Annotated in this window: 24 protein-coding genes; 11 read left to right on the forward strand and 13 right to left on the reverse strand. The window is 29.8% G+C overall.

The window, feature by feature from the left end; all coding sequences use genetic code 11:
- Window positions 1–83 precede the first annotated feature (83 nt).
- Window positions 84–467, forward strand: coding sequence for a Fur family transcriptional regulator (locus KO494_RS03010; RefSeq protein WP_215966119.1), 384 nt, complete (start codon window positions 84–86; stop codon window positions 465–467).
- A gap of 196 nt (window positions 468–663) precedes the next feature.
- On the opposite strand, the gene KO494_RS03015 is transcribed toward KO494_RS03010, so the two are convergent.
- Window positions 664–1,899, reverse strand: a complete 1,236-nt coding sequence (locus KO494_RS03015; RefSeq protein ID WP_215966120.1) for a hypothetical protein — start codon at window positions 1,897–1,899, stop codon at window positions 664–666.
- Complete coding sequence (locus KO494_RS03020; RefSeq protein WP_215966121.1) at window positions 1,892–3,184, reverse strand: DUF4270 family protein; 1,293 nt, start codon at window positions 3,182–3,184, stop codon at window positions 1,892–1,894. Before KO494_RS03020 ends, KO494_RS03015 begins: the two co-directional genes overlap by 8 nt.
- Window positions 3,185–3,385: 201 nt before the next feature.
- Here KO494_RS03020 and KO494_RS03025 point away from each other — a divergent pair, with 201 nt between their 5' ends.
- The 6 genes from KO494_RS03025 to KO494_RS03050 all read left to right on the forward strand — a co-directional run bounded on the left by KO494_RS03025 (window position 3,386) and on the right by KO494_RS03050 (window position 8,124).
- Window positions 3,386–4,321, forward strand: coding sequence for a DUF6268 family outer membrane beta-barrel protein (locus KO494_RS03025; RefSeq protein WP_215966122.1), 936 nt, complete (start codon window positions 3,386–3,388; stop codon window positions 4,319–4,321).
- 10 nt (window positions 4,322–4,331) lie between these two features.
- On the forward strand, window positions 4,332–5,336 hold the full coding sequence (locus tag KO494_RS03030) for a kelch repeat-containing protein (protein WP_252730277.1): 1,005 nt from the start codon (window positions 4,332–4,334) through the stop codon (window positions 5,334–5,336).
- Window positions 5,337–5,435: 99 nt separating this feature from the next.
- Window positions 5,436–5,786 carry a DUF4907 domain-containing protein gene (locus KO494_RS03035; protein WP_215966124.1) on the forward strand — a complete coding sequence of 117 codons (351 nt, stop codon included), beginning with the start codon at window positions 5,436–5,438 and terminating at the stop codon, window positions 5,784–5,786.
- 24 nt (window positions 5,787–5,810) lie between these two features.
- The gene (locus KO494_RS03040) at window positions 5,811–6,854 is read left to right on the forward strand and encodes a sensor histidine kinase (RefSeq protein WP_215966125.1); all 1,044 of its coding nucleotides are present in this window, start codon (window positions 5,811–5,813) and stop codon (window positions 6,852–6,854) included.
- Window positions 6,835–7,563: a LytTR family DNA-binding domain-containing protein gene (locus KO494_RS03045; protein WP_215966126.1), complete on the forward strand. Its 729-nt coding sequence runs from the start codon at window positions 6,835–6,837 to the stop codon at window positions 7,561–7,563. Before KO494_RS03040 ends, KO494_RS03045 begins: the two co-directional genes overlap by 20 nt.
- A 96-nt stretch (window positions 7,564–7,659) precedes the next feature.
- On the forward strand, window positions 7,660–8,124 hold the full coding sequence (locus KO494_RS03050; RefSeq protein WP_252730279.1) for a hypothetical protein: 465 nt from the start codon (window positions 7,660–7,662) through the stop codon (window positions 8,122–8,124).
- Between the two features lie 77 nt (window positions 8,125–8,201).
- Here the strand turns inward: KO494_RS03050 and KO494_RS03055 are convergent, their stop codons facing one another.
- Complete coding sequence (locus KO494_RS03055; RefSeq protein WP_215966127.1) at window positions 8,202–9,215, reverse strand: LLM class flavin-dependent oxidoreductase; 1,014 nt, start codon at window positions 9,213–9,215, stop codon at window positions 8,202–8,204.
- A gap of 163 nt (window positions 9,216–9,378) precedes the next feature.
- Between KO494_RS03055 and KO494_RS03060 the strand changes: the two genes are divergently transcribed.
- The 4 genes from KO494_RS03060 (at window position 9,379) to KO494_RS03075 (ending at window position 12,078) form a co-directional block, all read left to right on the forward strand.
- Complete coding sequence (locus tag KO494_RS03060) at window positions 9,379–9,819, forward strand: TlpA disulfide reductase family protein (RefSeq protein WP_215966128.1); 441 nt, start codon at window positions 9,379–9,381, stop codon at window positions 9,817–9,819.
- A 25-nt stretch (window positions 9,820–9,844) separates the two neighbouring features.
- Window positions 9,845–10,489, forward strand: a complete 645-nt coding sequence (locus tag KO494_RS03065) for a thiamine phosphate synthase (protein WP_215966129.1) — start codon at window positions 9,845–9,847, stop codon at window positions 10,487–10,489.
- A gap of 7 nt (window positions 10,490–10,496) precedes the next feature.
- The gene (locus KO494_RS03070) at window positions 10,497–11,084 is read left to right on the forward strand and encodes a thiamine phosphate synthase (RefSeq protein WP_215966130.1); all 588 of its coding nucleotides are present in this window, start codon (window positions 10,497–10,499) and stop codon (window positions 11,082–11,084) included.
- A gap of 91 nt (window positions 11,085–11,175) precedes the next feature.
- Complete coding sequence (locus KO494_RS03075) at window positions 11,176–12,078, forward strand: EamA family transporter (RefSeq protein ID WP_215966131.1); 903 nt, start codon at window positions 11,176–11,178, stop codon at window positions 12,076–12,078.
- Window positions 12,079–12,163: 85 nt separating this feature from the next.
- Here the strand turns inward: KO494_RS03075 and KO494_RS03080 are convergent, their stop codons facing one another.
- The 10 genes from KO494_RS03080 to KO494_RS03125 all read right to left on the reverse strand — a co-directional run bounded on the left by KO494_RS03080 (window position 12,164) and on the right by KO494_RS03125 (window position 21,638).
- Complete coding sequence (locus tag KO494_RS03080) at window positions 12,164–12,754, reverse strand: DUF6515 family protein (RefSeq protein ID WP_215966132.1); 591 nt, start codon at window positions 12,752–12,754, stop codon at window positions 12,164–12,166.
- Between the two features lie 234 nt (window positions 12,755–12,988).
- Entirely contained in the window at window positions 12,989–13,288 is a 300-nt protein-coding gene (locus KO494_RS03085; RefSeq protein WP_215966133.1) for a hypothetical protein, read from the reverse strand.
- Between the two features lie 122 nt (window positions 13,289–13,410).
- Window positions 13,411–14,139, reverse strand: a complete 729-nt coding sequence (locus tag KO494_RS03090) for a LytTR family DNA-binding domain-containing protein (RefSeq protein ID WP_215966134.1) — start codon at window positions 14,137–14,139, stop codon at window positions 13,411–13,413.
- Window positions 14,140–14,142: 3 nt separating this feature from the next.
- The gene (locus tag KO494_RS03095) at window positions 14,143–15,180 is read right to left on the reverse strand and encodes a sensor histidine kinase (protein ID WP_215966135.1); all 1,038 of its coding nucleotides are present in this window, start codon (window positions 15,178–15,180) and stop codon (window positions 14,143–14,145) included.
- A gap of 16 nt (window positions 15,181–15,196) precedes the next feature.
- Window positions 15,197–15,595, reverse strand: coding sequence for a DoxX family protein (locus KO494_RS03100; protein ID WP_215966136.1), 399 nt, complete (start codon window positions 15,593–15,595; stop codon window positions 15,197–15,199).
- Between the two features lie 31 nt (window positions 15,596–15,626).
- A complete protein-coding gene (locus tag KO494_RS03105; protein ID WP_215966137.1) occupies window positions 15,627–17,066 on the reverse strand; it encodes a DUF1566 domain-containing protein in 1,440 nt (479 codons plus the stop codon).
- 49 nt (window positions 17,067–17,115) lie between these two features.
- Window positions 17,116–18,336: an ABC transporter permease gene (locus KO494_RS03110; RefSeq protein ID WP_215966138.1), complete on the reverse strand. Its 1,221-nt coding sequence runs from the start codon at window positions 18,334–18,336 to the stop codon at window positions 17,116–17,118.
- Between the two features lie 2 nt (window positions 18,337–18,338).
- Window positions 18,339–19,082, reverse strand: coding sequence for an ABC transporter ATP-binding protein (locus KO494_RS03115; RefSeq protein ID WP_215966139.1), 744 nt, complete (start codon window positions 19,080–19,082; stop codon window positions 18,339–18,341).
- A gap of 7 nt (window positions 19,083–19,089) precedes the next feature.
- A complete protein-coding gene (locus tag KO494_RS03120; protein WP_215966140.1) occupies window positions 19,090–20,292 on the reverse strand; it encodes an efflux RND transporter periplasmic adaptor subunit in 1,203 nt (400 codons plus the stop codon).
- Between the two features lie 11 nt (window positions 20,293–20,303).
- Window positions 20,304–21,638, reverse strand: coding sequence for a TolC family protein (locus tag KO494_RS03125; RefSeq protein ID WP_215966141.1), 1,335 nt, complete (start codon window positions 21,636–21,638; stop codon window positions 20,304–20,306).
- Window positions 21,639–21,875 lie beyond the last annotated feature (237 nt).

A 21,875-nucleotide genomic window follows, 5' to 3' on the forward strand; every position in this document is an offset into this window, starting at 1 on the left:
TAATATCTATTAATGCAACTTTGTGGCATTAATTTTGACTTTGTTTTTTTGCTTATGCTAAGCAGTAGCATTACATTTGTACTATGGGTGTCTTAAGAAAAACGAAATCAGTAGAAATAGTACTCCATGAATTTGCTAAAGATTCAAGTGCAATCTCTGTTATTACTTTGGTAGAACGTCTTGGTTCTAAAATGAATAAAACTACGGTTTATCGTATTTTAAATAAGCTTGAAGATGATGGTGTTTTACATTCTTTCTTAGGAAAAAATGGACATAAATGGTATGCTAAATGTAATGGTTGTTCAGCGACTGTACATCAAGATATTCATCCGCATTTTCAATGTATAAGTTGTGGTAAAGTAGATTGTTTAGATATAAATGTTGTTATACCTGAAATAAAAAACCGTAAAGTAGAAGTGTCACAAATATTACTTCAAGGTAAGTGTGAAGAATGTTATATTAAATGAATTTTACTGAAATAGAAGGTTTTTAATATACCTTAACAAAATAAAATAACCTATAAAGGCATTACTTATTTCTAAGTAATGCCCTCACAAAAATAGTTATTATCAAAATCAGTACCACATTATAATGTAATATGGCTATTGCCTTTTTGTTATCTATGCCAATAGTATATGCTATTATTCAATTTGTAAAGAATTATTAATCATACTTAGGTTTTTGAAACCATAAATCGGACAAAGAAATATTAATATTAAGGGTATTAATATATTCTTCAATAAGAATGCTTTCTGTGGTTCCTTTCTTTTCAAGTGAATACGAAATATTTAAAAGTGATCTTTTACCTAATGGTAAACCAAAACCTATAGAAGCTGCGTAGGAGTCTATTTTGGTATCATCAACTTTTAAATAGCCTGTATTATAATTTAAACCCATTCTATAGTTTATACGATTGATGTATTTTTGGCTATTTGGGTTTATAGTATAAGAAGCACCTAAACTAAAAATATCTTGATCTACATAAGTCCCTAACGCATCTGATTGATTGGTAGCAGACCAGAAATTTTTATTATAATCTGCTGTTAATAGTATGTTTTTAAAATAGGTACTATATCCAAATCCTAGTTTTAAAGGAAGGTAAAAATCGTCAATATCTTCTCCTGTAGTTTGCTCTAATACAGAGTATGCAAAATTAGAATATTTACCAATTGTAACATCTTTAGATCCTTTTAAAACCGTTGGAAAATCTAATGTAAACCCTATATTATGTTTCTTTAAAAGGTTGTATTGTAGTCCTAAACCAATTTGCAAACCACTATAATAGTTTTTTTCAGAAATATCTAAATAACTTTCAGATGTAGTAATATTTTCACTTTCTTCAATTTTACCAAACAAATAAGAGGTTTTAATACCAAGATTTAAATTGTTATTTATTTTTCTTCCGTAGTCTAATCGTAATTCATTTAAACCACCAGAACCTTCAATATTGGTAGTAAATTCTTCATCACTACCTTCAATATTACTTTGTAAACCTATTAGAGAATATCCTACAGTGGTAGCTGGTTTTAAGGTTAAACCTATACCATATTTATTATTGTAATTAAACCCTAAAGAAATATTAGTAAAAGTGGTAGTTGTGCTTTGTTCGTTTAAATTATCTACAGAAAGATTTATCAATTCTGCAGAACCACCAAAATCAAGAACAAACTCATTTTCTTTTAAGGTTACAAACGAAGCAGGATTATAAAGGTTTACTCCTCCACTTGCATCTAATGAAATTCCTGTTTTACCTAAACCACTACTTCTACCTGTGTTAGAATTGCTTTCTACTCCTAAACCAAATAGCGAATAAGGAGAACTTGTAAGGTTGTTAGTTTGTGCATATCCAAATAGACTACACACCATTGCTAAAACTATTAAGTACTTAGATTTATTCATATAAAGCATAGGTTATTATTAATTTGGTGTTATAATTAGATTTTTCACTATCGTTAAAAATTATTTTATTTACAGTATTATTATAATTTTCTGGTATTAAAATAAGCGCATCTTCTGTTTCTGGACTTTCGCTTAGTTTTTGATCTATAAAATCGATAACAGGAACGTTATATAATACATGGTTAAATTCTGATTCTTCACTACTTAGTGATGCTGTTACCACATCAATACTATTTGCTACTTGACTTGCAAAATCATTGTTTTGATCTAAGGTGTATAGTAATAATTCTTCACTTAATGGCTGTATATCTGAATAAGAATCTGCATTAAGTTCTATGTATAGTGTTGCTTCTAATATGGTACCATCTGCACCAATATCATAAATGTTTTTTATAGAAGGAAATTCAATTTTAGTAACATAACCTGTTCCTGCCTGGTTATAACTCATGTTATTACTGTTTGGCGAATAAAGATTGTCCTCTTGGTCTGTTAAAAACTCTTGAGGTAAACCCGAAACATCACTATCTATATGATTAAAGTAGGTATTAATAGCTATATCATAAGTATACTCTTCACTTTCTAATTCGTCTGGCATACTATAAAAAAATCGAAGATAAGTTTCTTCGCTACTAGTAGAAAAACCAATAACAGCACTATTGTCATTTGCATCTGGCTGTACTGTAAGACCTTTTAATTGTTGGTATAAAGACTCGTCATCTGTAATATTATTATCTCTAATACCATTAAATAGTTCTTCTCCAAAAGTATAAGGCAGTGTAACATAAACCGAATCTTTATTAGGTGTTGGTTGATAGGTTTTTGTTACTAAAGGAGTGTCTTCATAACCAAAAGAAGAGGTGTTATAAAAATACGTGTCATCTGTACGTAATTTGTCTGTTAGTTTATGAATATGAAGTGTAGAAACCTGTGTAGTATCATTATAAAAATATGTGTCATAACCAAGTATTATTCCTACACTATCTAAAACGGCATCATTATTTAATGTATATGTTGTTGGACTCATTTGAAAATAAGATGCTGTGTTTATAACTCCCATATCTGCATCTGTATATTGTCCTATTAATAACCTTTCTTCTGTAGAGGTAGTAATAGAATCAAATTTCATAGTAGATAGTTGTACTAAAAAAGTATCAATAGATAATACTCTAATATTAGTATCTGTAAAATCTTTTCCTGCTAAAAGTGTTTCTTCTTCAGAAGAACATGAGATTACAAATATTAAAACCGTTAATAAGGTTATTAAATAAAAAGGTGTTTTTAACATGTGCTTATAAGTATTTGTACAAATCAACTACGCTTTAGAGCTAATAAAAAGTATAATATACTTATCACGAGTATTTATCTACAAAGTGGGTGATTTATACTATAAAACAGCACTACCTAGTTTATAGATTAAAATTACCTGTTGGTCTACAAAAAAAATGGATAGGTATATTTTATAAGTATTGTAAACCCTTGAGGTAGTATGTTAGCATTCTATATTATAAATAATACAGTAATGCGTAAAAAGACACTTCTTTATATCACCTTTAGTTTGGTTTCTATTCTCTCTTATGGACAAGAAATTTTCACTACTACTAATGTAGAAGATTTGGTTGCTATAGAATATGAATATTTTCCAGATATAAGTGGTTTTAAAATGAAGAATAAATCTATTGCTATGGATTTTACCTCCTTATTAAAGAAATCAGCTTTTGGTTTTGGAATTAATTACACCAATAATAGTATTGATTTTAAAGGACCTGATTTGCAGTATGATTTTAGATCTTTTAGAGAAATACACACGATTCAAATGTATATGAACTACAATAAAGCGTTGGCAAACAATTGGAATGTTAGCCTAGAAATAGCGCCATATGTTTCTTCTACATTAAATAAAAAAGTTACTAGTGAAGATTTTGTACTTAGCTATGCTGCACATTTTATTAAAAATTGGAAAAAAGATGGCAATAAATCGTATTTAAAAATAGGTGCAGGTTATGGTGCTTTATTTGGTGAACCTAATTTTTATCCGCTGGTTACCTACTCTAATCAGGTAACCGAAAAATTTAGATACCAATTAGGTATACCTATAACTGGAGCTTATTATACTATAAACAAGCAGTCAAGTATTGATTTTACAGCACAACCAGAATCTATATATGCCAATAATGCTGCTCCTCTATTTTTAGAAGATACTACTGCTGTATACAATTCTAAACTAGAATTTCAAGCCATAAAATTAGCATTAGGATACAAGCTTCGTTTTGATAAAAACTGGACCACCTCTTTTAATGTTGGTTATTTAACAAATAGTGCCTTTACCATAAATAATAATAGTAACAATGAAATTTACAATTTTGATTCTGAAGAATCATTATCTGTAAGTGTAGGATTAAGTTTTAATATAAATAAAAAGTGAAATGAAAAAAATGATTAGCAAAACAACCTTAAGATTTCTTTATTTAAGTACCATAACTGTACTCTTATTTAGTTGTAGTAACGACGACGATAGTGATGACAGTGTTGGTAACTGGGTAAAAAAATCAACATTTAATGAAGAAGCTAGAAGTAGCTCTACAGCCTTTACATTAGGAAACCTTGGTTACATGGGAACTGGGTATGATGGTGATGATTATTACAACGATTTTTGGAGTTATAATATGGACACCAACTCTTGGCAACAATTAGCAGACTTACCAGGTATAGCACGTAGTTCTGCAGTATCTTTTGTTATTAATAATGAAGGATATATAGGTACAGGATATAATGGTGATACAAGCCAGGAATTATCAGATTTCTATAAATACAATGAAAGTGCAAATAGTTGGACACAAATTTCAGATTTTGCTGGTTCTGCACGTTATGGTGCTGTTGGTTTTGGGTCTGACACCTATGGTTATGTAGGTACAGGTTATGATGGAAGTGACAAAAAAGACTTCTGGAGATATAACCCTGCAACAGATACTTGGGAAGAATCTATTGGGTTTGGAGGAGATAAAAGAAAAGACGCTATTACCTTTACCATTAATAATGAAGTGTATTTAGCTACAGGAATTAGTAATGGTGTTTATGAAGAAGATTTTTGGAAATTTAACCTAGATACAGAAGTTTGGACTCAGTTAGAAGATATTGATGAAGATGATGATGATAATTATTACCTATATAGATCAAGTGCTGTAGCTTTTACTATAGATGGTAAAGGGTATATTGCTTGTGGTGAATATGGATCTAGTATAAATACTGTTTATGAATTTGATACATCTGATGAAGAATGGGAAGAAAAAACAGAATTTGAACTTTATGCAAGAAGAGATGCTATTGCATTTAGTAATGGTGAGCGTGCTTTTGTAGCATTAGGAAGAAATGGTACTTTATATCTTGATGACTGTATGGAATTTTTTCCAAACGCAGAACAAGATGATGATGATAATTAATAAATAGGTTTAGTTTGATGTCGCGTAATGCGCTAATTAAGAGTCAGGGTATTATATTAATCCTGTTATACTTCTGGCTCTTTTTTTAATTTAAATATTATGAAAAATATATATAAATACATTGCCGTTTTTTCTGCAATTGCAATTCTTACTATTCTATTGTTATATTTTCAATCTGTAAATAATGCTGTTGAAGATATAAAAGAAACAAATTCAACCTATAGTTTAAAGCTTATTGAAAAAGAAAATTCTTGGATTTACGAGGTTTATAACCAGGAGCAATTATATATTCGTCAAGAATACATTCCTGCTGTAAAAGGAAAACAGGTATTTAAAACCAAAGAAGATGCTCAAAAAGTAGGTCAAGTTGTAATTAATAAACTTACTAATAAAACACTTCCTGTAGTAACTGTAGCAGAATTAACAAATAATAACATTAGTTTTCAGTAATTTAATGTATAAATTTATAGAAGCTTGAAAAGTAAAATAGCATATAAAGAAATTATTATACATACCTTGGTATGGCTGTGTCTTAGTATATTTCCATTATTTACCGCATACATGGATTTAGGAAGAATTCCTTCAGGAATGTATTTAAGGCAAGCTTTAACACCAATTGTGTTTTATGCAAACTATTTAGTTTTTGTACCTTATCTTTTACTCAAGCGAAAACTATTTGTATACATCTTTGTTTCTATACTTTTTTTGCTGTTATACAATTACGTTACCGAAGAACTCATATTACATGCTGTAGAATTTAGAAAAAGACCAATGCATCCCAATATGCCAGGAGGTCTATTTGGTTTTAAACATGCAATACCTATAATGTTTTCTTTATCTCTTTTTTTATTAGGTGGTATTTTTAGTTTGGTAGTTAACTTTTACAAAAGAGAACATCTATCTAAAGAACTAGAAAGCAAACAAAAAGACATAAAATTAAAGTTTTTAAGAAACCAATTAAATCCACATTTTTTATTTAATTCTTTAAATAGTATTTACTCTTTAGTACGTAGTAAATCTGAAGATGCGCCAGAAGCTGTAATTACATTATCAGAATTAATGCGCTATATGTTATACGAAGTAGGAAATGATCAAGTATTATTAGAGAAAGAAATAAATTATATTCAAAATTATATAGCCTTACAAAAGTTACGGTTTAAAAATACAGAATCCGTAAAATTGAAATTAATAGGTGATACCAAAAAATTAAAAATATACCCTTTACTATTAATATCCTTTATAGAAAATGCCTTTAAGTATGGTACCGATTATAAAGGAAACACAGAAATTGATATTAAAATTGAAGTAAAAAACGATAAATTAATTTTTAAAGTTGAAAATATAATAGGACTTCATACACGAGATGAAAAAAATTCTGGAGTAGGTTTACAAAACATTAAGAATCAACTTAATTATCTCTATAAAAACAATCATGAACTAACTATAATTGAAGACAAAACCCATTATAGAGTTCTTTTAATCTTAAACTTAAAAGAAGATGAAATGCATAATAATTGATGACGAACCTTTAGCTATTGATATTATAGAATCCTACTGTAAAGCCATAGGTGGTGTAGATTTAATCGCTACATTTACAAACGCTATTGAAGCCCTAGATTTTATAAACAATAATAATATAGACTTGGTTTTTTCTGATATTGAAATGCCAAATATTTCTGGTATTGAACTTATAAAAGCACTAGAAGGCAAAGTACCTTACTTTATTTTTACAACTGCTTATCCTCAATATGCATTAGAGGGTTTTGATTTAAATGCCGCAGATTACTTAGTAAAACCAATTCCGTTTCCGCGATTTATAAAAGCGGTAAATAGAGTTAAAGAAATGATTAAGTTAAACCAGACTAATACCTTTGTTAATTTTTCTTCTGCAGGAGGAGAAACTACAGTACAGGAAGATGACTTTATTTTTGTAAAATCTGAATATGAAAATTTAAAAATAGATATAAAAGAAATTAAGTATATACAAGGTTTAAAAGATTATCTGAAAATTCATTCTGAAAAATCAAAACCCATATTAACACTTATGAGTTTTAAAGAAATTCAGTCTAAACTACCTGAAAACACTTTTATTAGAGTACATAGGTCTTATATTGTAAACGTAAATAAAATTACTTCTATCCAAAAAAATAGAATCATTATTAAAGACGAAAGAATTGCAATAGGAGAAAGCTATAAGCATTTAGTTTATAGCAGATTAAAAATATAGTTTCTTATACTAATTAAACAACTACTAGGTTATAATAACTATTTTTAATATATTATATAATAACACCTACATTTTGTTTAATTAATAAACTATATAATGATGAAAGCTAAACAAATCTTATTTCGTTTTATTTTATTTTTAGGTATCTTCTTTTTTATTATATCCTGCTCTTCAGATGATGATGATGATTCTTCTAGTGCAACTACTCAAAGTCAAATACAAAGCAACATACAATCAGGAACCTGGAGAATAACTAGTTTTATTGATTCAGGTACAGATGAAACGTACCATTTTACAGGCTATAATTTTACATTTTATAGTTCTGGAGTTTTAAATGCTGATAACGAAACTATTAGTTATGATGGTACTTGGAGTATTACTAATAGCAGCAGTAGCAGTGATGATGATTTAGATTTTAATATAAATTTTAATCTAACTAATGATTTTGAAGATTTAAATGATGATTGGGATATATTTTTGCATTCCGCAACTAAAATTGAATTAATTGACATTAGCGGAGGAAATGGTGGAACAGACTACTTAACTTTTCAGAAAAACTAAGTGAGTTTTAAAAACTATTAAATGCTCTTAAGCATTTTTACTATCTTTTTTATTAGTGTTATGTATTAAAGGTTTAGTTAGTGGTTGTCATTAAGTTCTTCCATAATTTCAGCAAATAACTTATAAGATTTTATTCTATCCTTAATATCATAAATATTAGTCACAGCAATAAGTTCATTGGCATTGGTTTCTGCTATAAATGCTTTTACTTGCTTTTTTACACTAGCTTTACTTCCTATAAAAGCATATTTTAGCATTTGATGTACTTGTGGGTTTTGCATCACCTGTTTCAAATCCTCCGTCATATCACTTGGTGGTTGTACTTTATCACGTTTACCTGTAAATAAACCAATAATCATTTGTATTAAAGAAGTAGATAAACGCTCTGCTTCTTGATCTGTATCTGCAATAATGATGTTTACTCCTACTATTATATAAGGTTTTTGTAATAGAGCTGAGGATTTAAACTCTTCACGATAAATTGCTAAAGCATGAAATAAATGCGTGGTTGCAAAATGACTAGCAAAAGCATACGGCAAACCTTTTTTTGCTGCAAGATGTGCACTATCTGTACTAGAACCTAAAATATAAATAGGCACCTCTACTCCTTCTGCTACTGTGGCACGTACTTTAGCATTTTTATTTTCTACAGAAAAGTATTGTTCTATTTTTTCTAATTCCTGCGGAAAAGCATGTGCTGCTTGCATAAAATCACTACGTATCGCTTCAGCAGTTTCTCTATCTGTTCCTGGAGCTCTTCCTAAACCTAAATCAATTCGGTTAGGATATAAAGAAGCTAAAGTACCAAACTGTTCTGCTATTATTAATGGCGAATGATTAGGTAACATTACTCCTCCAGAACCTACACGAAGCCTTTTTGTACCTTGCGCAACATAGCCTATTAAAACAGAGGTTGCACTACTAGCTATATTTGAAGAATTATGATGCTCTGCCAACCAATAGCGAGTATAACCAAAACTTTCTGCATGCACTGCTAATTCTAGCACATTATTAAATGTTTGTTTAAGTGTATGTCCTGCAGATACTAATGCAAGGTCTAATATAGAGTAAGTGGTCTTTTTTGTTGTCATAAATACAAGATACATGTGCACAATTGGTGATGTTTTAGCACAATAATAAAAGCAAAGTTACATAACGTATTACTTTAAAAGAATAATAAACTTTTAAATAAACTATGCATAGTATTTAATCCCTAAATTTGTACTTATTAATAAAAAAACGCAAAACTTATAAATGAATACTCTTGTTCAATCCATACCTGTTTTAGATTTAGATGGTCATGCTGTAGATTTAATGACTAGATATAAAAACAAGGTCTTACTGCTTTTAATTTACAATAATGACTGCTTAGGCTGTACAGGTAGAGCTATTCCTTTAGCTTATGAGTTTCAACAACAGTATCCAAATCTTCAGGTAGTAGGTATTCATGCCGATTTTGTAAATAGAGAAGGCACAAAAGAAACAATAAAAAGTATTTTTACAAGTGGCGAAAATCCGTTTCCTATTTACATAGATAAACACCATAAAGTTTTTGATCAATTTCAGGCAGAAGGTACTCCACAATGGGTATTAATTTCTAATAAAGGAGAATTATTTCGTTCTATTTTCGGCTCACAAGAAAATGCACAAAATCGTTTGTATTATGCATTACAAAGCCTTCTTGAAAACCTTTAATAAGTAAAAGAGTAAAACCAAAAACATGATGATACCTAAATTACATTATATAGCACAAGGAAATTCTCCTAAAGAACTTTTAGAAAACATACAAAATGCATGCACTTCTGGTATAGAATTGGTGCAGTTACGTATGGAAAATGCTTCAGAAAAAAAGGTGTTAAAAGTAGCTAAAGAAGTTATGAAAATTACTTCTCACTATCAAACAAGATTAATAATTAATAGGTATTATAAAGTAGCAAAAGAAATAAAAGCAGATGGTGTATATTTAGAAAAAACAGACACCTCTCCTACTATAGTTAGAAAATATCTCTATACTTGGCAAAGTATAGGAGCTGCAGCAAATACTTTAGAAGATTGCGAAAAACTATTAGATCAAGAGATTGACTACATTAGTTTAGGTCCTTTTAGCAACCAAATAACCAATAAAAACTTAAATACTGCATTAGGATTAAACGGTTACACTGCAATTACAGATGTTTTAAAAACACCAATCCCTATTCTTGGCTTTGGCAAGATAAATATAGAAGATGTAAAAGATATTTTAAAAACAGGTATTTCTGGTATTGTAGTTTCTAATGCTATTACCAAAAATTTTAATACTATAAAAACCTTTAACCAATTGTTAAATGCTTCTGTAACACAAGAGCAAAGACATACTTTTAAATAAAAATACAATGATTATTGTAATAGCTCCTGAAAAGGATATACCTAATGAAATAGAAATTCTTACACAGTTATTTAAAGCGGGTTTGCAATACTTTCATTTTAGAAAACCAAATAAAGACTACCAAGCACATTGTGATTATTTAAATAGTATTGATAAACAGTATCACAATAGAATTATAGTACACTACCACCATAAATTAATTAATGATTTTAATTTAAAAGGAATTCATTTTCAAGAACAGGAAAGAATAAATCATATTAATAATCCTGGTCAGTATTTTAAAGGACTAAACCTTTTTGGGAAAACGATTAGTTCTTCTTTTCATGAACCTAAAGATTTAGAGGATTGTTATTTTGAATTTGATTATCATTTACTAAGTCCAGTTTTTGCTTCTATATCTAAAAAAGAAAAAATAGCTCGTGGTTTTGATGTGCACAGTATTGACAAGGTAATTATAGGAATGGGTGGAGTTACAGCAGATAATTTAGCTGCATTTGATGCTTTAGGTTATCAAGGTGTGGGAGTTTTAGGTGGTATTTGGAATAATAAAACACCTATTACAGAATTTAAAAAAATGAAACAGCACTTTAAGTAATTTAGAGGTTTACCTACTAAAAACACAAAGTGCTTTTTATTTTTAGTAGTTTATATGAAATCAAAATCTCTTAAAAAACTATATTCGCGCCATGTGGATGTATTTAGGGCTTTTAGCCGCATTATTTTTAGGATTACATAACTTATGTAAAAAACATGCCGTTCAGGGTAATGAGGTTTTTCCTGTGCTTTTAGGTACAGTTTCTAGTGGATTTTTATTTGTAGCTACCTTTTATATACTGTCTATTTTCTATCCAGAATACGCAGCAAGTAATGGTTATGAATTTCAAGAAATTTCTTGGCAAACGCATGGTTTTATTTTTATAAAATCTGTAATTATGGCTAGTTCTTGGGTTTTAGCTTACCAGGCTTTAAAACATTTACCAATAACCATAGTTACACCAATACGTTCTGCTGGACCTTTTTTTACGTTTATTGGTGCTATTTTAATTTATAAAGAAAGTCCTAATTTGTTTCAGTGGATTGGTTTTTTCTTAATTATCTTTTCGGTACTACTCTATTCTAAAATAGGAAAAAAAGAAGGTATTAATTTTAAGAGAAATAAATGGATATTTGCCATTATAGCTGCTACTTTTTTAGGAGCTTCAAGTGGTTTGTATGATAAGTTTTTAATCCAGAACATAGCTCTAAATCCGCAAACCTTACAGTTTTGGTTCTGTTTATACACCATACTCATTTTATTATTTATTCTATCTATAACTTGGTTTCCTTTTGCAGAAAAACGAAAAGCTTTTACCTTTAGATGGTCTATAATAGCTGTTGGTATTTTATTACAAGCTGCAGATTATTTTTATTTTAAAGCGTTACAAGATCCTGAAGCATTAATTATGTTGTTATCTGCTATAAAACGAAGCCAAATACTTATAGCTGTAGTTATTGGTGGATTAGTATTTAAAGAGCAAAATAAACGTAAAAAATTAATTCCTTTAGCCGGAATAATGCTTGGTGTATTTTTAATTTTATATTCTAATTAATTATACAGTTATAACTTTATAAAACAGAAAAGAGGATAACCATACAATTATCCTCCTTTCCTGCTATTAATCAAACTAAATTAAACTAATCAATATCTATAATACCTACCACTTCATAAGCTCTAACGCCATCAACTTGTACTTTTTCATATAAAACATTGGCATATTCATAATATGTTTGGTTGTCTATACTTACTTTTTCATAATCCTCTGGTAATTCATAAACAACTGTACCTATTTCAGGGTCTACAACTTCATATTCATTATTTATTTGTACATAAAATATACCGTTTGCGTTAAAATAAAAACCATTATTATAAGCTATTCGCTTATAATGATCAGGTAATGCTTTTACTCTAAATCCAACCTTTGGAGCTATAACAATATAACGACCTCTAGATTGTGTATAAAACTTATTATTGGCGTAATAATAGTTTTGTCCTTTGTGTTTAACTACTGTTTTATTTGGAACGTTTCTTACAGAAACCACCTTTCGCGTAGCTTTTTTATAAGTAACTTTAGATCTAGGTATTCTGCTATTTGCTGTAGTTTTTTTTGTTGTCGTTGTTACAACTGTTTTTGCATTTGTAGTACGTCTTGTTTGTGCTGTAGTTGTTGCTGAAAAAGCCACAATACATACAATTGGTAAAATGAATGTTTTTATAAATGTTTTCATAATTTTCTATAATTAAAAGGTTCTACATTTTTCTTTCACTATTAAGACTATGTCTCATTGTGATAGTTTAAAAGTAGCAGTATTTATTCTTAAGAAAAAAGAAACTAGAAATTTAGGCTAATTGTATCTACCAACTATGTAATTGTATAGATATGTTTTTTTTATATGTAATATTAAGGCATAAAAAAAGCATACCATTTAATGTATGCTTTTAAAAACTTTAGGATTTTTATGTTATTTTAATAAGCCTAATAAACCTGTTAATTCTGTTAAGTTTAAGCTTGAATTACTATCTGTATCTAGTACGTTAAAATTTTCGGCAACAGAACCTATTGCTTCTGTAGAACTAATAGCTTCATCATTATTGCTATCTAGTAAATTAAAAAGGGTAGAAATTTGCTGCACTGTAGAATTAGAGCTTAAAGAGCTTAATAGTGTTGCAGCTTGTGATACTGTTGATGTATTAACATTTTTTACGCTATCACAACTAAATAAACCTATTGTAATTGCTATTGTAAGTACTAGTTTTTTCATAATTTGCATTTGTTTTGTTATTTTTTTTACAAAAATAACCTTCAGTTTTTTTAATAAACTATAAAATATACTTATGTTATTTATTAATCTATAAAAAGGGTGATTTTATAGACGAAATGTCTTTAAAGAGAATTATTATTTATATAATTTAAAAATTTTGGTTTGTATTGTTCAGAAACGGTTATACGCTGTTCATTAATTATAATTTGGCTACGTTCTATAACATCAATATTGTTTAAGGAAACTATAAAAGAACGATGTACACGCATAAATTGTGTATCTGGTAATTCTTCTTCTAAAGACTTTAAACTCATTAAGGTTAAAACAGGTTTTGGATTATCTTTTAACCATATTTTAATATAATCTTTCAATCCTTCAAAATACAACACATCTGCAAGTTTGATACGTAGTTGTTTGTATTCAGATTTTACAAAAAGGAATTCTTTTTCTTCAGACACTAAACTTTTTTGTTTTCCTTTTACTAATGCAAACCAAGTATTTGCCTTATTGGCTGCAGCTAAAAACTCAGCATAATCAAAAGGCTTTAAAAGATAATCTAAAGCTTCTACTTTAAAACCATCTAAAGCATATTGATCAAATGCGGTTGTAAAAATTACACGTGTCTCTTTTGGTAGCATTTTAGAAAATTCTAAACCCGTTAAATCTGGCATTTGTATATCTAAAAACAATAAATCTACTGGATGTTCTTTTATAAACTCCATCGCTTCCATAGCACTACTACATTTTTGTTTTAGCTCTAAAAAAGGTGTTTTCTCCACATAACTTTCTACTAAATTTAAAGCCATAGGCTCATCGTCTACAATAACACAGGTGATTTTTAAGTTTCTCATATTTTAATGGGTTTGAATTTCTAAATGAGCAACAAAACGATCGTCTTTAACAAAAGTTTTAAAATCATTTTTATTTGGATACAGTAATTCTAATCGTTTTTCAATATTACTAATTCCTATTCCTGATCCACTTTTATCGTCTGTTTTTTTAGGAAAGTTATCATTTTCTATGGTAAATAAAACAGTTTTTTCATGGCATGTCATAGTAATATCTATTATACTTGGTTTACTTGCAGATACACCGTGTTTAAAAGCATTCTCAATTAAAGAAATAAATAACAAAGGTGCAATAGATACTCCTGTTTCTTCCGTTGGAAAATTATAGGTAACAATCGTTTTATCTGAAACTCTAAGTTTCATTAAATCGATATATTTTTTCATAAAATCTATTTCTTTAGATAACGGAATAGATTCTACATTAGTTTCATACAACATATAACGCATCAATTTACTTAAACTATGAATAGAAGTTTTAGCACGATCTGGCGAAATATCAACCATAGCATAAATATTATTTAACGAGTTAAAAAAGAAATGCGGTTGTAACTGGTAATGTAAATGTTGTAGCTCTGATTTTAGCTTAAAATTAATAGCTTCCTTTCGTTCGTTTTCTGTTTTCACCCAACGTTTTGTGGTTTTTATGGCTATTGAAAACAGTAATGGCGCCATATAAGATAACATTTGTATGTAAACAAACATTTTAAATGGTGGACCATTACCTTCGGCTGTATCTGGTCTTTTTTTATTAAGCTCTTCAAAAAAGGTAACTTCTATTTGTTCTTTTAAAAAGATAAAAAAAGCAATGATTACAACATTAATTAAAATAAATTGTGTTGTTTTTTTGGGAAATAAAAAACGGTCTATAAAAATAAAATAATTGATGTAAAAAATGCAAGCATAAAATAGTAATGGTATCCAGAAATGAGCAATAATTCTATTAATTTCTTGCTCTTGCCCATAGGATAAAAGATAAGGCATGCTAAATAAGACAAGCCAAACTAGAATGTGTGAAAGGATATTTATTTTTTTATTTTTATGCATTTTAAAATATTTATTGTTAATCCCACTTATTTAAAGTAGATACTGCATAGCTTCCAGAACCAGTAAAAAAGAATACTAAACCTCCAAATGCATATAACAAAAGTAATTCAATTTCTAAACCTCCTGTTTTTGAAATAGCAAATATATGATGATAATGTGCTAAAACAAGTGCGGCAATCATACCAAAGAAAAACACTAAGGATGCTATTCTTGTTCTAAACCCTATTATAATTAATATTGGTGCTACCAATTCAGTAACATACACACCATAGGCCAATATAGTTGGTAAACCAACTTCTGCAAGCATATTTTCAATACCTGTTAAACTACTTAGCTTTGCAATGCCATGAAATAACATTAGTCCTGCTATTATTATTCTTAATAGTAATAATCCGAAGTTTATATCTTTTTTCATAATAGTAATTATTTAAATTTAAGAGCTGCTTTTATTTTACATTTCTAACCAATCGAACATAATTATTTATACGCTCTTCATTTTGAACCGCTGGTCCATCTTTAACTTTAGTATCAAAACGCACTGCACCTGCTCCATGTATATCTTCACCATCATGATCTACTGCATATCCAAAAGCAACATAATCTGCAAAATACATTCCGCTTACTTTTTCGCTTCCTGCAGATGTACTAGTCCAAAAGTAAGGATAATCCTTATTTCCAGCTTCATTTGTAATTTTAGAAATATCAAAATAAGTGGTATCAATAGCAGGAAATATTCCTGAATAGTCTACAATACTTTGTAACTCCTTTACATTTGGTAAGCGCCAATCGGTATAGCCCGCAAATTCTGAATCTTCTGCATAAGCAAGTGCTTCTTCCCAATGCATTCCTGTTTTACTATCTGTTTTAGACCACATTAATCCCGTGGCTTTATCTGTTATGGTATTATTACCGTTATCGATAAAATCATTTACACCATAAATTCCTCCACGAACGGCACGTACATACCGTCTGCCATCTAAGGCTTTAATATGACCTGTCCAATCGTTCACGATAAAGGCGACACGCTTTTTAGATTCTGCTGTATTTACCAAATAGAAATTACTAGACCAAGTATGTTGTTCTCTTTGCTCCTTACCATCACTACTTACTAAATGAAAATATTCCGTATCTATATATGGCCAACCTGTAGATTGGTTTCTTATAGACCAAAGTTCTTTAATGCTTGGCAAACGCCAATCTGTATATCCACCAAGTGTCAGGTTTTCACAATATGCTGCAGCTTCCACCCAGCCTTTAGCTTCGGTAGATTGCTCTTGTGCCCACATTAAACCAGTAACATTATCGGTAACTGTACCATTGCCATGGTCTGTGTACGACATGTTTTCTCCGCTCTGATAATTTCCATCTTGCCCATAAAAAGCATCACCAGGTTGTAAATTACTTAATGTTTTACCAACGGCATCATACGTTTTTACTTGTCCTGTGGTTGGTAATACATAATTTTTTTCGGATAGTTTTATTTCTTTATTATCCTGGCTATTCAATGTTGCAAGCACCTCTTCTATTGAAGGTAATTGTTTGTCATTTCTTGGAGGTCTGCCATTTTCATTAGCTTCTGGCTTTGGGGCATTATTTAATTCGGTTTCTGTAATAAAACCATCGGTATTGGCGTCTATTTTTGAAAAATCATTTTTTAAAGGACCTTTTACCTCGCTTTCAGATAATTTTCCATCCTTATCACTGTCCATTTCTGTTAGCATGTCTGCTATAGATGGTCGTTCTCCTCCTTCAGGCCTTTGCTCATGTGCACCTTGTTCTTGTTGACTTTGTTCTTGTTGCTCTTTTTTTTGCTTAGAACCACAAGCTGTAAATAAGACTAAAACCATAACTAGGATGCCTATTTTTGTAATACTTAGATATTTCATAATTATTGTATTTAGGATGTATATTGTTTTAACAAAAGCTATACGTTTGTTACTCGTAACGTAAAGCGGTAATTGGATCTAAAGCGGAAGCTTTTCTTGCAGGATACCAACCAAAAAAGATACCTGTTATAGCACAAACGGCAAACGAAATTACGATAGAATATAAGGCAACACTTGTAGGCCAATTTAAAAATTTCTCAATAAAAACAGTTGCTCCAAGACCTAAGATTACACCTAAAACACCACCTGTTATACTAATTAAAATGGCTTCAATTAAAAATTGCATTAAAATATCAGACCCTTTTCCTCCTACAGCCATTCGTAGTCCAATTTCTTTAGTTCGTTCTTTTACAGAAACGTACATAATATTCATAATACCAATTCCTCCAATTAATAAGGAAATACTTGCAACTGCTACTAATAAAACCGTAAGCATTTCTGAGGTTGAACTAAAAGTAGAAATTAATTCTTCCATAGAACGAACTGTAAAATCATCCTCTTCACTATCCATTAATTTATGTTGTTCACGTAAAATGGCTGTGACTTGTTCTACGGCTTCTGGCGCATCATCTTCACTAATTGCAGAAGCCATTATTTGATTTAAATAATCTATAGCTAAAATTCGTTTTTGTACTGTTGTAAATGGCGCAATAACGACATCGTCTTGATCTTGACCAAAAGTGTTTTCTCCTTTTTCTTCTAAAACACCAATGACTTTAAACGGAATATTATCAAAACGAATCATTTGCCCTACAGGTTCTTGCCCATCTGGAAATACATTATCAACAACGGTTTGACCTATTAAAGCAACCTTAGAAGCCGATTTCACTTCTGCATCTGTAAACATACTTCCGCTTTGTAAACCAACTACTTTTATATTTAAATATTCAGGATTTACACCATAAATAGTACTTGGCCAGTTGTTAGAACCATTAATTACTTGTCCTCCACCATTTACAACAGGTGTTATATAACTAAGTAAATCTGTTTGTTCTTTTATTTCTTGATAATCTGCCAGTGTTAATGTTTGTACATCACCACCACTACCTCTAGCAGGACCTCTATCATCAGCACCAGGTCTTATGGTTATCATGTTTGAACCCATGGCTGAAATTGTGGTACGGATACTTTCTTTTGATCCTTCACCAATAGCTAACATAGCAATTACAGATGCTACACCAATGATGATTCCTAACATGGTAAGCAAGGTTCTTGTTTTATTAAGAACAATTGCTTTTGTTGCAATTTTAAATAAATTATATAGTCTCATAATTAATCATCTTGTTTAGGTAATTTGGCTAACTCTTTTGCAGCAGATTGTACATTTTGATTTTGATAATCTTGCATGATTTCACCATCTTTTAATACTATTGTCCTGCTACTAAAGGTTGCTATATCTGGTTCATGTGTAACAAAAGTGATGGTAATTCCTTTTTTATTTAATTCTTGAAACAAGGACATAATTTCATAAGATGTTCTTGTATCTAAGTTTCCTGTAGCTTCATCTGCCAGAATCATTACCGGATTATTCACTAACGATCTGGCAATGGCAACACGCTGTTGTTGTCCTCCTGAAAGTTGCGATGGTGTATGATGTAAACGTTCTCCTAAACCAACCATTTCTAATGCATTTATAGCGCGTTTTCTACGTTCTTCGGTAGATACTTTGCTGTTGTATAAAAGTGGTAATTCTACGTTTTCTATTGCAGATGTTCTTGCTAACAAATTATACGATTGAAAAATAAAACCAATCTTTTCATTTCTAATGGTTGCTAATTCGTTTCTAGATAAATCTTTAACACTCACACCATCAATTTCATAGGTTCCAGAAGTTGGTTGATCTAAACATCCTAAAATGTTTAGCATGGTACTTTTTCCGGATCCACTAGAACCCATTATGGTTACAAACTCTCCTTCTTTTATAGAAAATGAAATCCCTCGTAATGCGTGAACCGTTTCGGTTCCCATAGTAAACTCTCGTTTTAAATCTTCTATTTTAATGATTTCTTTACTCATGGTTTTTCTATTTTTTCTTAGCTCCTGGACGTTGTGGCATAAATGGACTTTCATTAGTTCCTGGAGGATTAGCTTGAGATTTAGAAATTGCTTTTAAGCTGTATACCAACTCATCTCCTTGACTAATACCGCTTAAAACTTGCACATTTACTCCGTCACTTGCTCCTAGTGTAACTGTTTTAGAAGTAATGCTTCTGTCTTTACCTAATACCCAAAGTGTAGTTTCTTTATTTGAAGATTCACTTGTATTATTAGATAAATTATGATGTGTATTATATGTTGCTAAAGTTTCAGGATCTGGTTTAAAGTTAATGGCTTTAGCTTCTGCAGTTAATACATCTTTTAATTCTAATGTGTAAATTGAAATAGTTGCAGTTAATCCTGGTTTAAGTTTTAAATCTTCATTTTCTGCTTTAATTACAACAGTATAAGTTACTACATTTGAGGTTACTGTAGGATCTAAACGAACTTGTGTTACCACACCATTAAATGTTTCTCCTATATAAGCATCTACTGTAAACTCTACACGTTGTCCTTCTTTAACTTGTCCTATATCAGCTTCATCTACGTCTGCTTCTACTTGCATTTCTTTTAAATCTTGAGCAATTGTAAAAAGCGTTGGTGTACTATAACTAGCTGCTACTGTTTGTCCTTCTTCTATATCTCTTGATAAAACAACACCATCTATTGGCGAATAAATATTTGCATAGCCTAAATTGGTTCTTGCAGATTGTAAATCGGAATAACGTTGTGTGACTGTTCCTTTTGCTGTTTCATAATTGTAGGCAGCGTCATCAAAATCAGATTTACTAATAACTTGATTATCAAATAGCGTTTTTTGTCTTTCGTAAATAGTTTTAGTATAATTTCTTTGACTAACCGCATTATCATAAGCTGCTTGTGCTTGTGTAAGTGAAGCTTTTAGGTTTGTTTTATCTAATTCAGCAATAAGCTGTCCTTCTTTTACTTGACTATTATAATCTACATATACTTTTTCTACTACTCCAGAAACCTGTGTACCAACATCTACTTGGTTTATAGGTTCAATAGTTCCTGTTGCTGTAACCATTGTAGTTACATTAGCTTTTTTAGCTGTAACGGATTTAGCTTCTATAATTATAGCATCATCTCCTTGTATAAAAAAGAATGCTGTTATACCTAGAGCGATTAAAACAATGATGCTTATAATGATTTTCTTATTGTTTTTCATAATACTGTTGATTAAAGTTTGATGTCGTTTCCTTGATAAAATTGTAATAATTGGTGGTATAAAATATTTAGGTATTTGGCTTGTAAATAATTTTGTTGCGCATTAGTGTATGTATTTTGGCTAATCACTAAATCGGTAGTACTTAAAGCTCCTAATTCGTATTTTTTTTGTGCTAGTTTATACGATTGTTCTGCTGCTATTTTAGAAGCTTCAGAAGCAATTACTTGCTCTTGAGCAGATAGTGCATTTTGATATGCTGTTTCTACTTTTTTATAGACTTCTTTTTCTGTTGATTCCTTTTGAATTTCAGTTTTTTGAATATTAATTTTTGCTGTTTTTACAGCTGCTTTGGTTTGGTTTCTGTTAAAAATTGGAATACTTAAAGACAATCCTAATTTTTGATTGAAGTTTACATCAAATTGATCTGAAAACGTATTATCATTAATACTAGTATACCCAGAACCAATGCTTCCTGTTAAAGATAAAGTTGGTAAAAATGCTCCTTTAGCAATATCTAATTCTTTCTCATTTGCTTCAATATTTAAATTGCTAGCTTGTATTTCTGGAAGAATTCCTAAAGCTTTACTATAAACATTTGTTTTATCTAGTTCCAGATTTACTAAATCCATGTTTTCATCAATGGTTTCAATTTGAATGTCTTCCATCGGTGATAATTCTAATAATTGTTTTAATTCAATAATGTATTGTTGGTAATCGTTTTTAGCTGCAATTATATTGTATTTGTTTGTTGCTGCTTGGCTTTGTGCTTCGGTGTAATCACTTAAAGCAATAGTACCTGCATCTAAACGCGCTTTTGCTCTTTCTACTTCTTTTTCTGAAGCGATTAAATTGTTTTGCGCAATAACGATGCTTTCTTTACTATAAAGTGTTTGCAAATACACTTCTAAAATATTTAAAACAATATTATTTTTTTCTACTTCTTCTTGAAAAATACTTTGTTCTAAAAGCACTTTATTTTGCTTAATTTGATTATTAAGTTGATTTCCTTGAAACAAGGTCATAGAACTATTAATACCAACATTGGTACTGTTTATTTGGTCTGTTACATAATTACTAGTAATAGGATCTATAGTGTTTCCGCTTGAAAAACTTTGGGATGCACTACCAAATAAGTTAGGCAACCTAGAAGATTTTGCTTTGTTATAATCTACTTCAGCAATACTTTTGTTTAAAGTAGCATCTTTAACTGTAATATTATTTTCTAAAGCATAGGTTATGCAGTCTTCTAAAGACCAGATTTTATTTGTTGTCATGCTATTAGAAACCTCTTGTGCGAAAGAGAACTGCAAGAAAAATATACTAGCAAGCATTAGATATAATTTCATTATTTTGAGTGTTTTGATTTAACACTTCAAAGGTGAAACTATATACTATCTTATTATAAAACGATATACGTTTGAGTGAATTACCTATACAAAAGCCATAATTTTATCGATGAGAATTTTATAAAATCAATTGCTTTTTTGCTATCAAGAATAAAGCGTTAATTACCAACACTTTACAGTGTGATTTAAATTGATTTTCATGTATTAAAAAAAATTAACACTTATTAAGAAATAGAA

This window comes from Lacinutrix sp. C3R15, assembly GCF_018860825.1.
GTDB lineage: Bacteria > Bacteroidota > Bacteroidia > Flavobacteriales > Flavobacteriaceae > Oceanihabitans.

What these genes read in the sequence shown, in the direction of transcription:
- KO494_RS03010 (WP_215966119.1), top strand. Translation starts at nt 84, where the DNA reads ATGGGTGTCTTAAGAAAAACGAAATCAGTAGAAATAGTACTCCATGAA.
- KO494_RS03015 (WP_215966120.1), bottom strand. Translation starts at nt 1,899, where the DNA reads ATGAATAAATCTAAGTACTTAATAGTTTTAGCAATGGTGTGTAGTCTA.
- KO494_RS03020 (WP_215966121.1), bottom strand. Translation starts at nt 3,184, where the DNA reads ATGTTAAAAACACCTTTTTATTTAATAACCTTATTAACGGTTTTAATA.
- KO494_RS03025 (WP_215966122.1), top strand. Translation starts at nt 3,386, where the DNA reads ATGTTAGCATTCTATATTATAAATAATACAGTAATGCGTAAAAAGACA.
- KO494_RS03030 (WP_252730277.1), top strand. Translation starts at nt 4,332, where the DNA reads ATGATTAGCAAAACAACCTTAAGATTTCTTTATTTAAGTACCATAACT.
- KO494_RS03035 (WP_215966124.1), top strand. Translation starts at nt 5,436, where the DNA reads ATGAAAAATATATATAAATACATTGCCGTTTTTTCTGCAATTGCAATT.
- KO494_RS03045 (WP_215966126.1), top strand. Translation starts at nt 6,835, where the DNA reads ATGAAATGCATAATAATTGATGACGAACCTTTAGCTATTGATATTATA.
- KO494_RS03050 (WP_252730279.1), top strand. Translation starts at nt 7,660, where the DNA reads ATGATGAAAGCTAAACAAATCTTATTTCGTTTTATTTTATTTTTAGGT.
- KO494_RS03055 (WP_215966127.1), bottom strand. Translation starts at nt 9,215, where the DNA reads ATGACAACAAAAAAGACCACTTACTCTATATTAGACCTTGCATTAGTA.
- KO494_RS03060 (WP_215966128.1), top strand. Translation starts at nt 9,379, where the DNA reads ATGAATACTCTTGTTCAATCCATACCTGTTTTAGATTTAGATGGTCAT.
- KO494_RS03065 (WP_215966129.1), top strand. Translation starts at nt 9,845, where the DNA reads ATGATGATACCTAAATTACATTATATAGCACAAGGAAATTCTCCTAAA.
- KO494_RS03070 (WP_215966130.1), top strand. Translation starts at nt 10,497, where the DNA reads ATGATTATTGTAATAGCTCCTGAAAAGGATATACCTAATGAAATAGAA.
- KO494_RS03075 (WP_215966131.1), top strand. Translation starts at nt 11,176, where the DNA reads ATGTGGATGTATTTAGGGCTTTTAGCCGCATTATTTTTAGGATTACAT.
- KO494_RS03080 (WP_215966132.1), bottom strand. Translation starts at nt 12,754, where the DNA reads ATGAAAACATTTATAAAAACATTCATTTTACCAATTGTATGTATTGTG.
- KO494_RS03085 (WP_215966133.1), bottom strand. Translation starts at nt 13,288, where the DNA reads ATGAAAAAACTAGTACTTACAATAGCAATTACAATAGGTTTATTTAGT.
- KO494_RS03090 (WP_215966134.1), bottom strand. Translation starts at nt 14,139, where the DNA reads ATGAGAAACTTAAAAATCACCTGTGTTATTGTAGACGATGAGCCTATG.
- KO494_RS03095 (WP_215966135.1), bottom strand. Translation starts at nt 15,180, where the DNA reads ATGCATAAAAATAAAAAAATAAATATCCTTTCACACATTCTAGTTTGG.
- KO494_RS03100 (WP_215966136.1), bottom strand. Translation starts at nt 15,595, where the DNA reads ATGAAAAAAGATATAAACTTCGGATTATTACTATTAAGAATAATAATA.
- KO494_RS03105 (WP_215966137.1), bottom strand. Translation starts at nt 17,066, where the DNA reads ATGAAATATCTAAGTATTACAAAAATAGGCATCCTAGTTATGGTTTTA.
- KO494_RS03110 (WP_215966138.1), bottom strand. Translation starts at nt 18,336, where the DNA reads ATGAGACTATATAATTTATTTAAAATTGCAACAAAAGCAATTGTTCTT.
- KO494_RS03115 (WP_215966139.1), bottom strand. Translation starts at nt 19,082, where the DNA reads ATGAGTAAAGAAATCATTAAAATAGAAGATTTAAAACGAGAGTTTACT.
- KO494_RS03120 (WP_215966140.1), bottom strand. Translation starts at nt 20,292, where the DNA reads ATGAAAAACAATAAGAAAATCATTATAAGCATCATTGTTTTAATCGCT.
- KO494_RS03125 (WP_215966141.1), bottom strand. Translation starts at nt 21,638, where the DNA reads ATGAAATTATATCTAATGCTTGCTAGTATATTTTTCTTGCAGTTCTCT.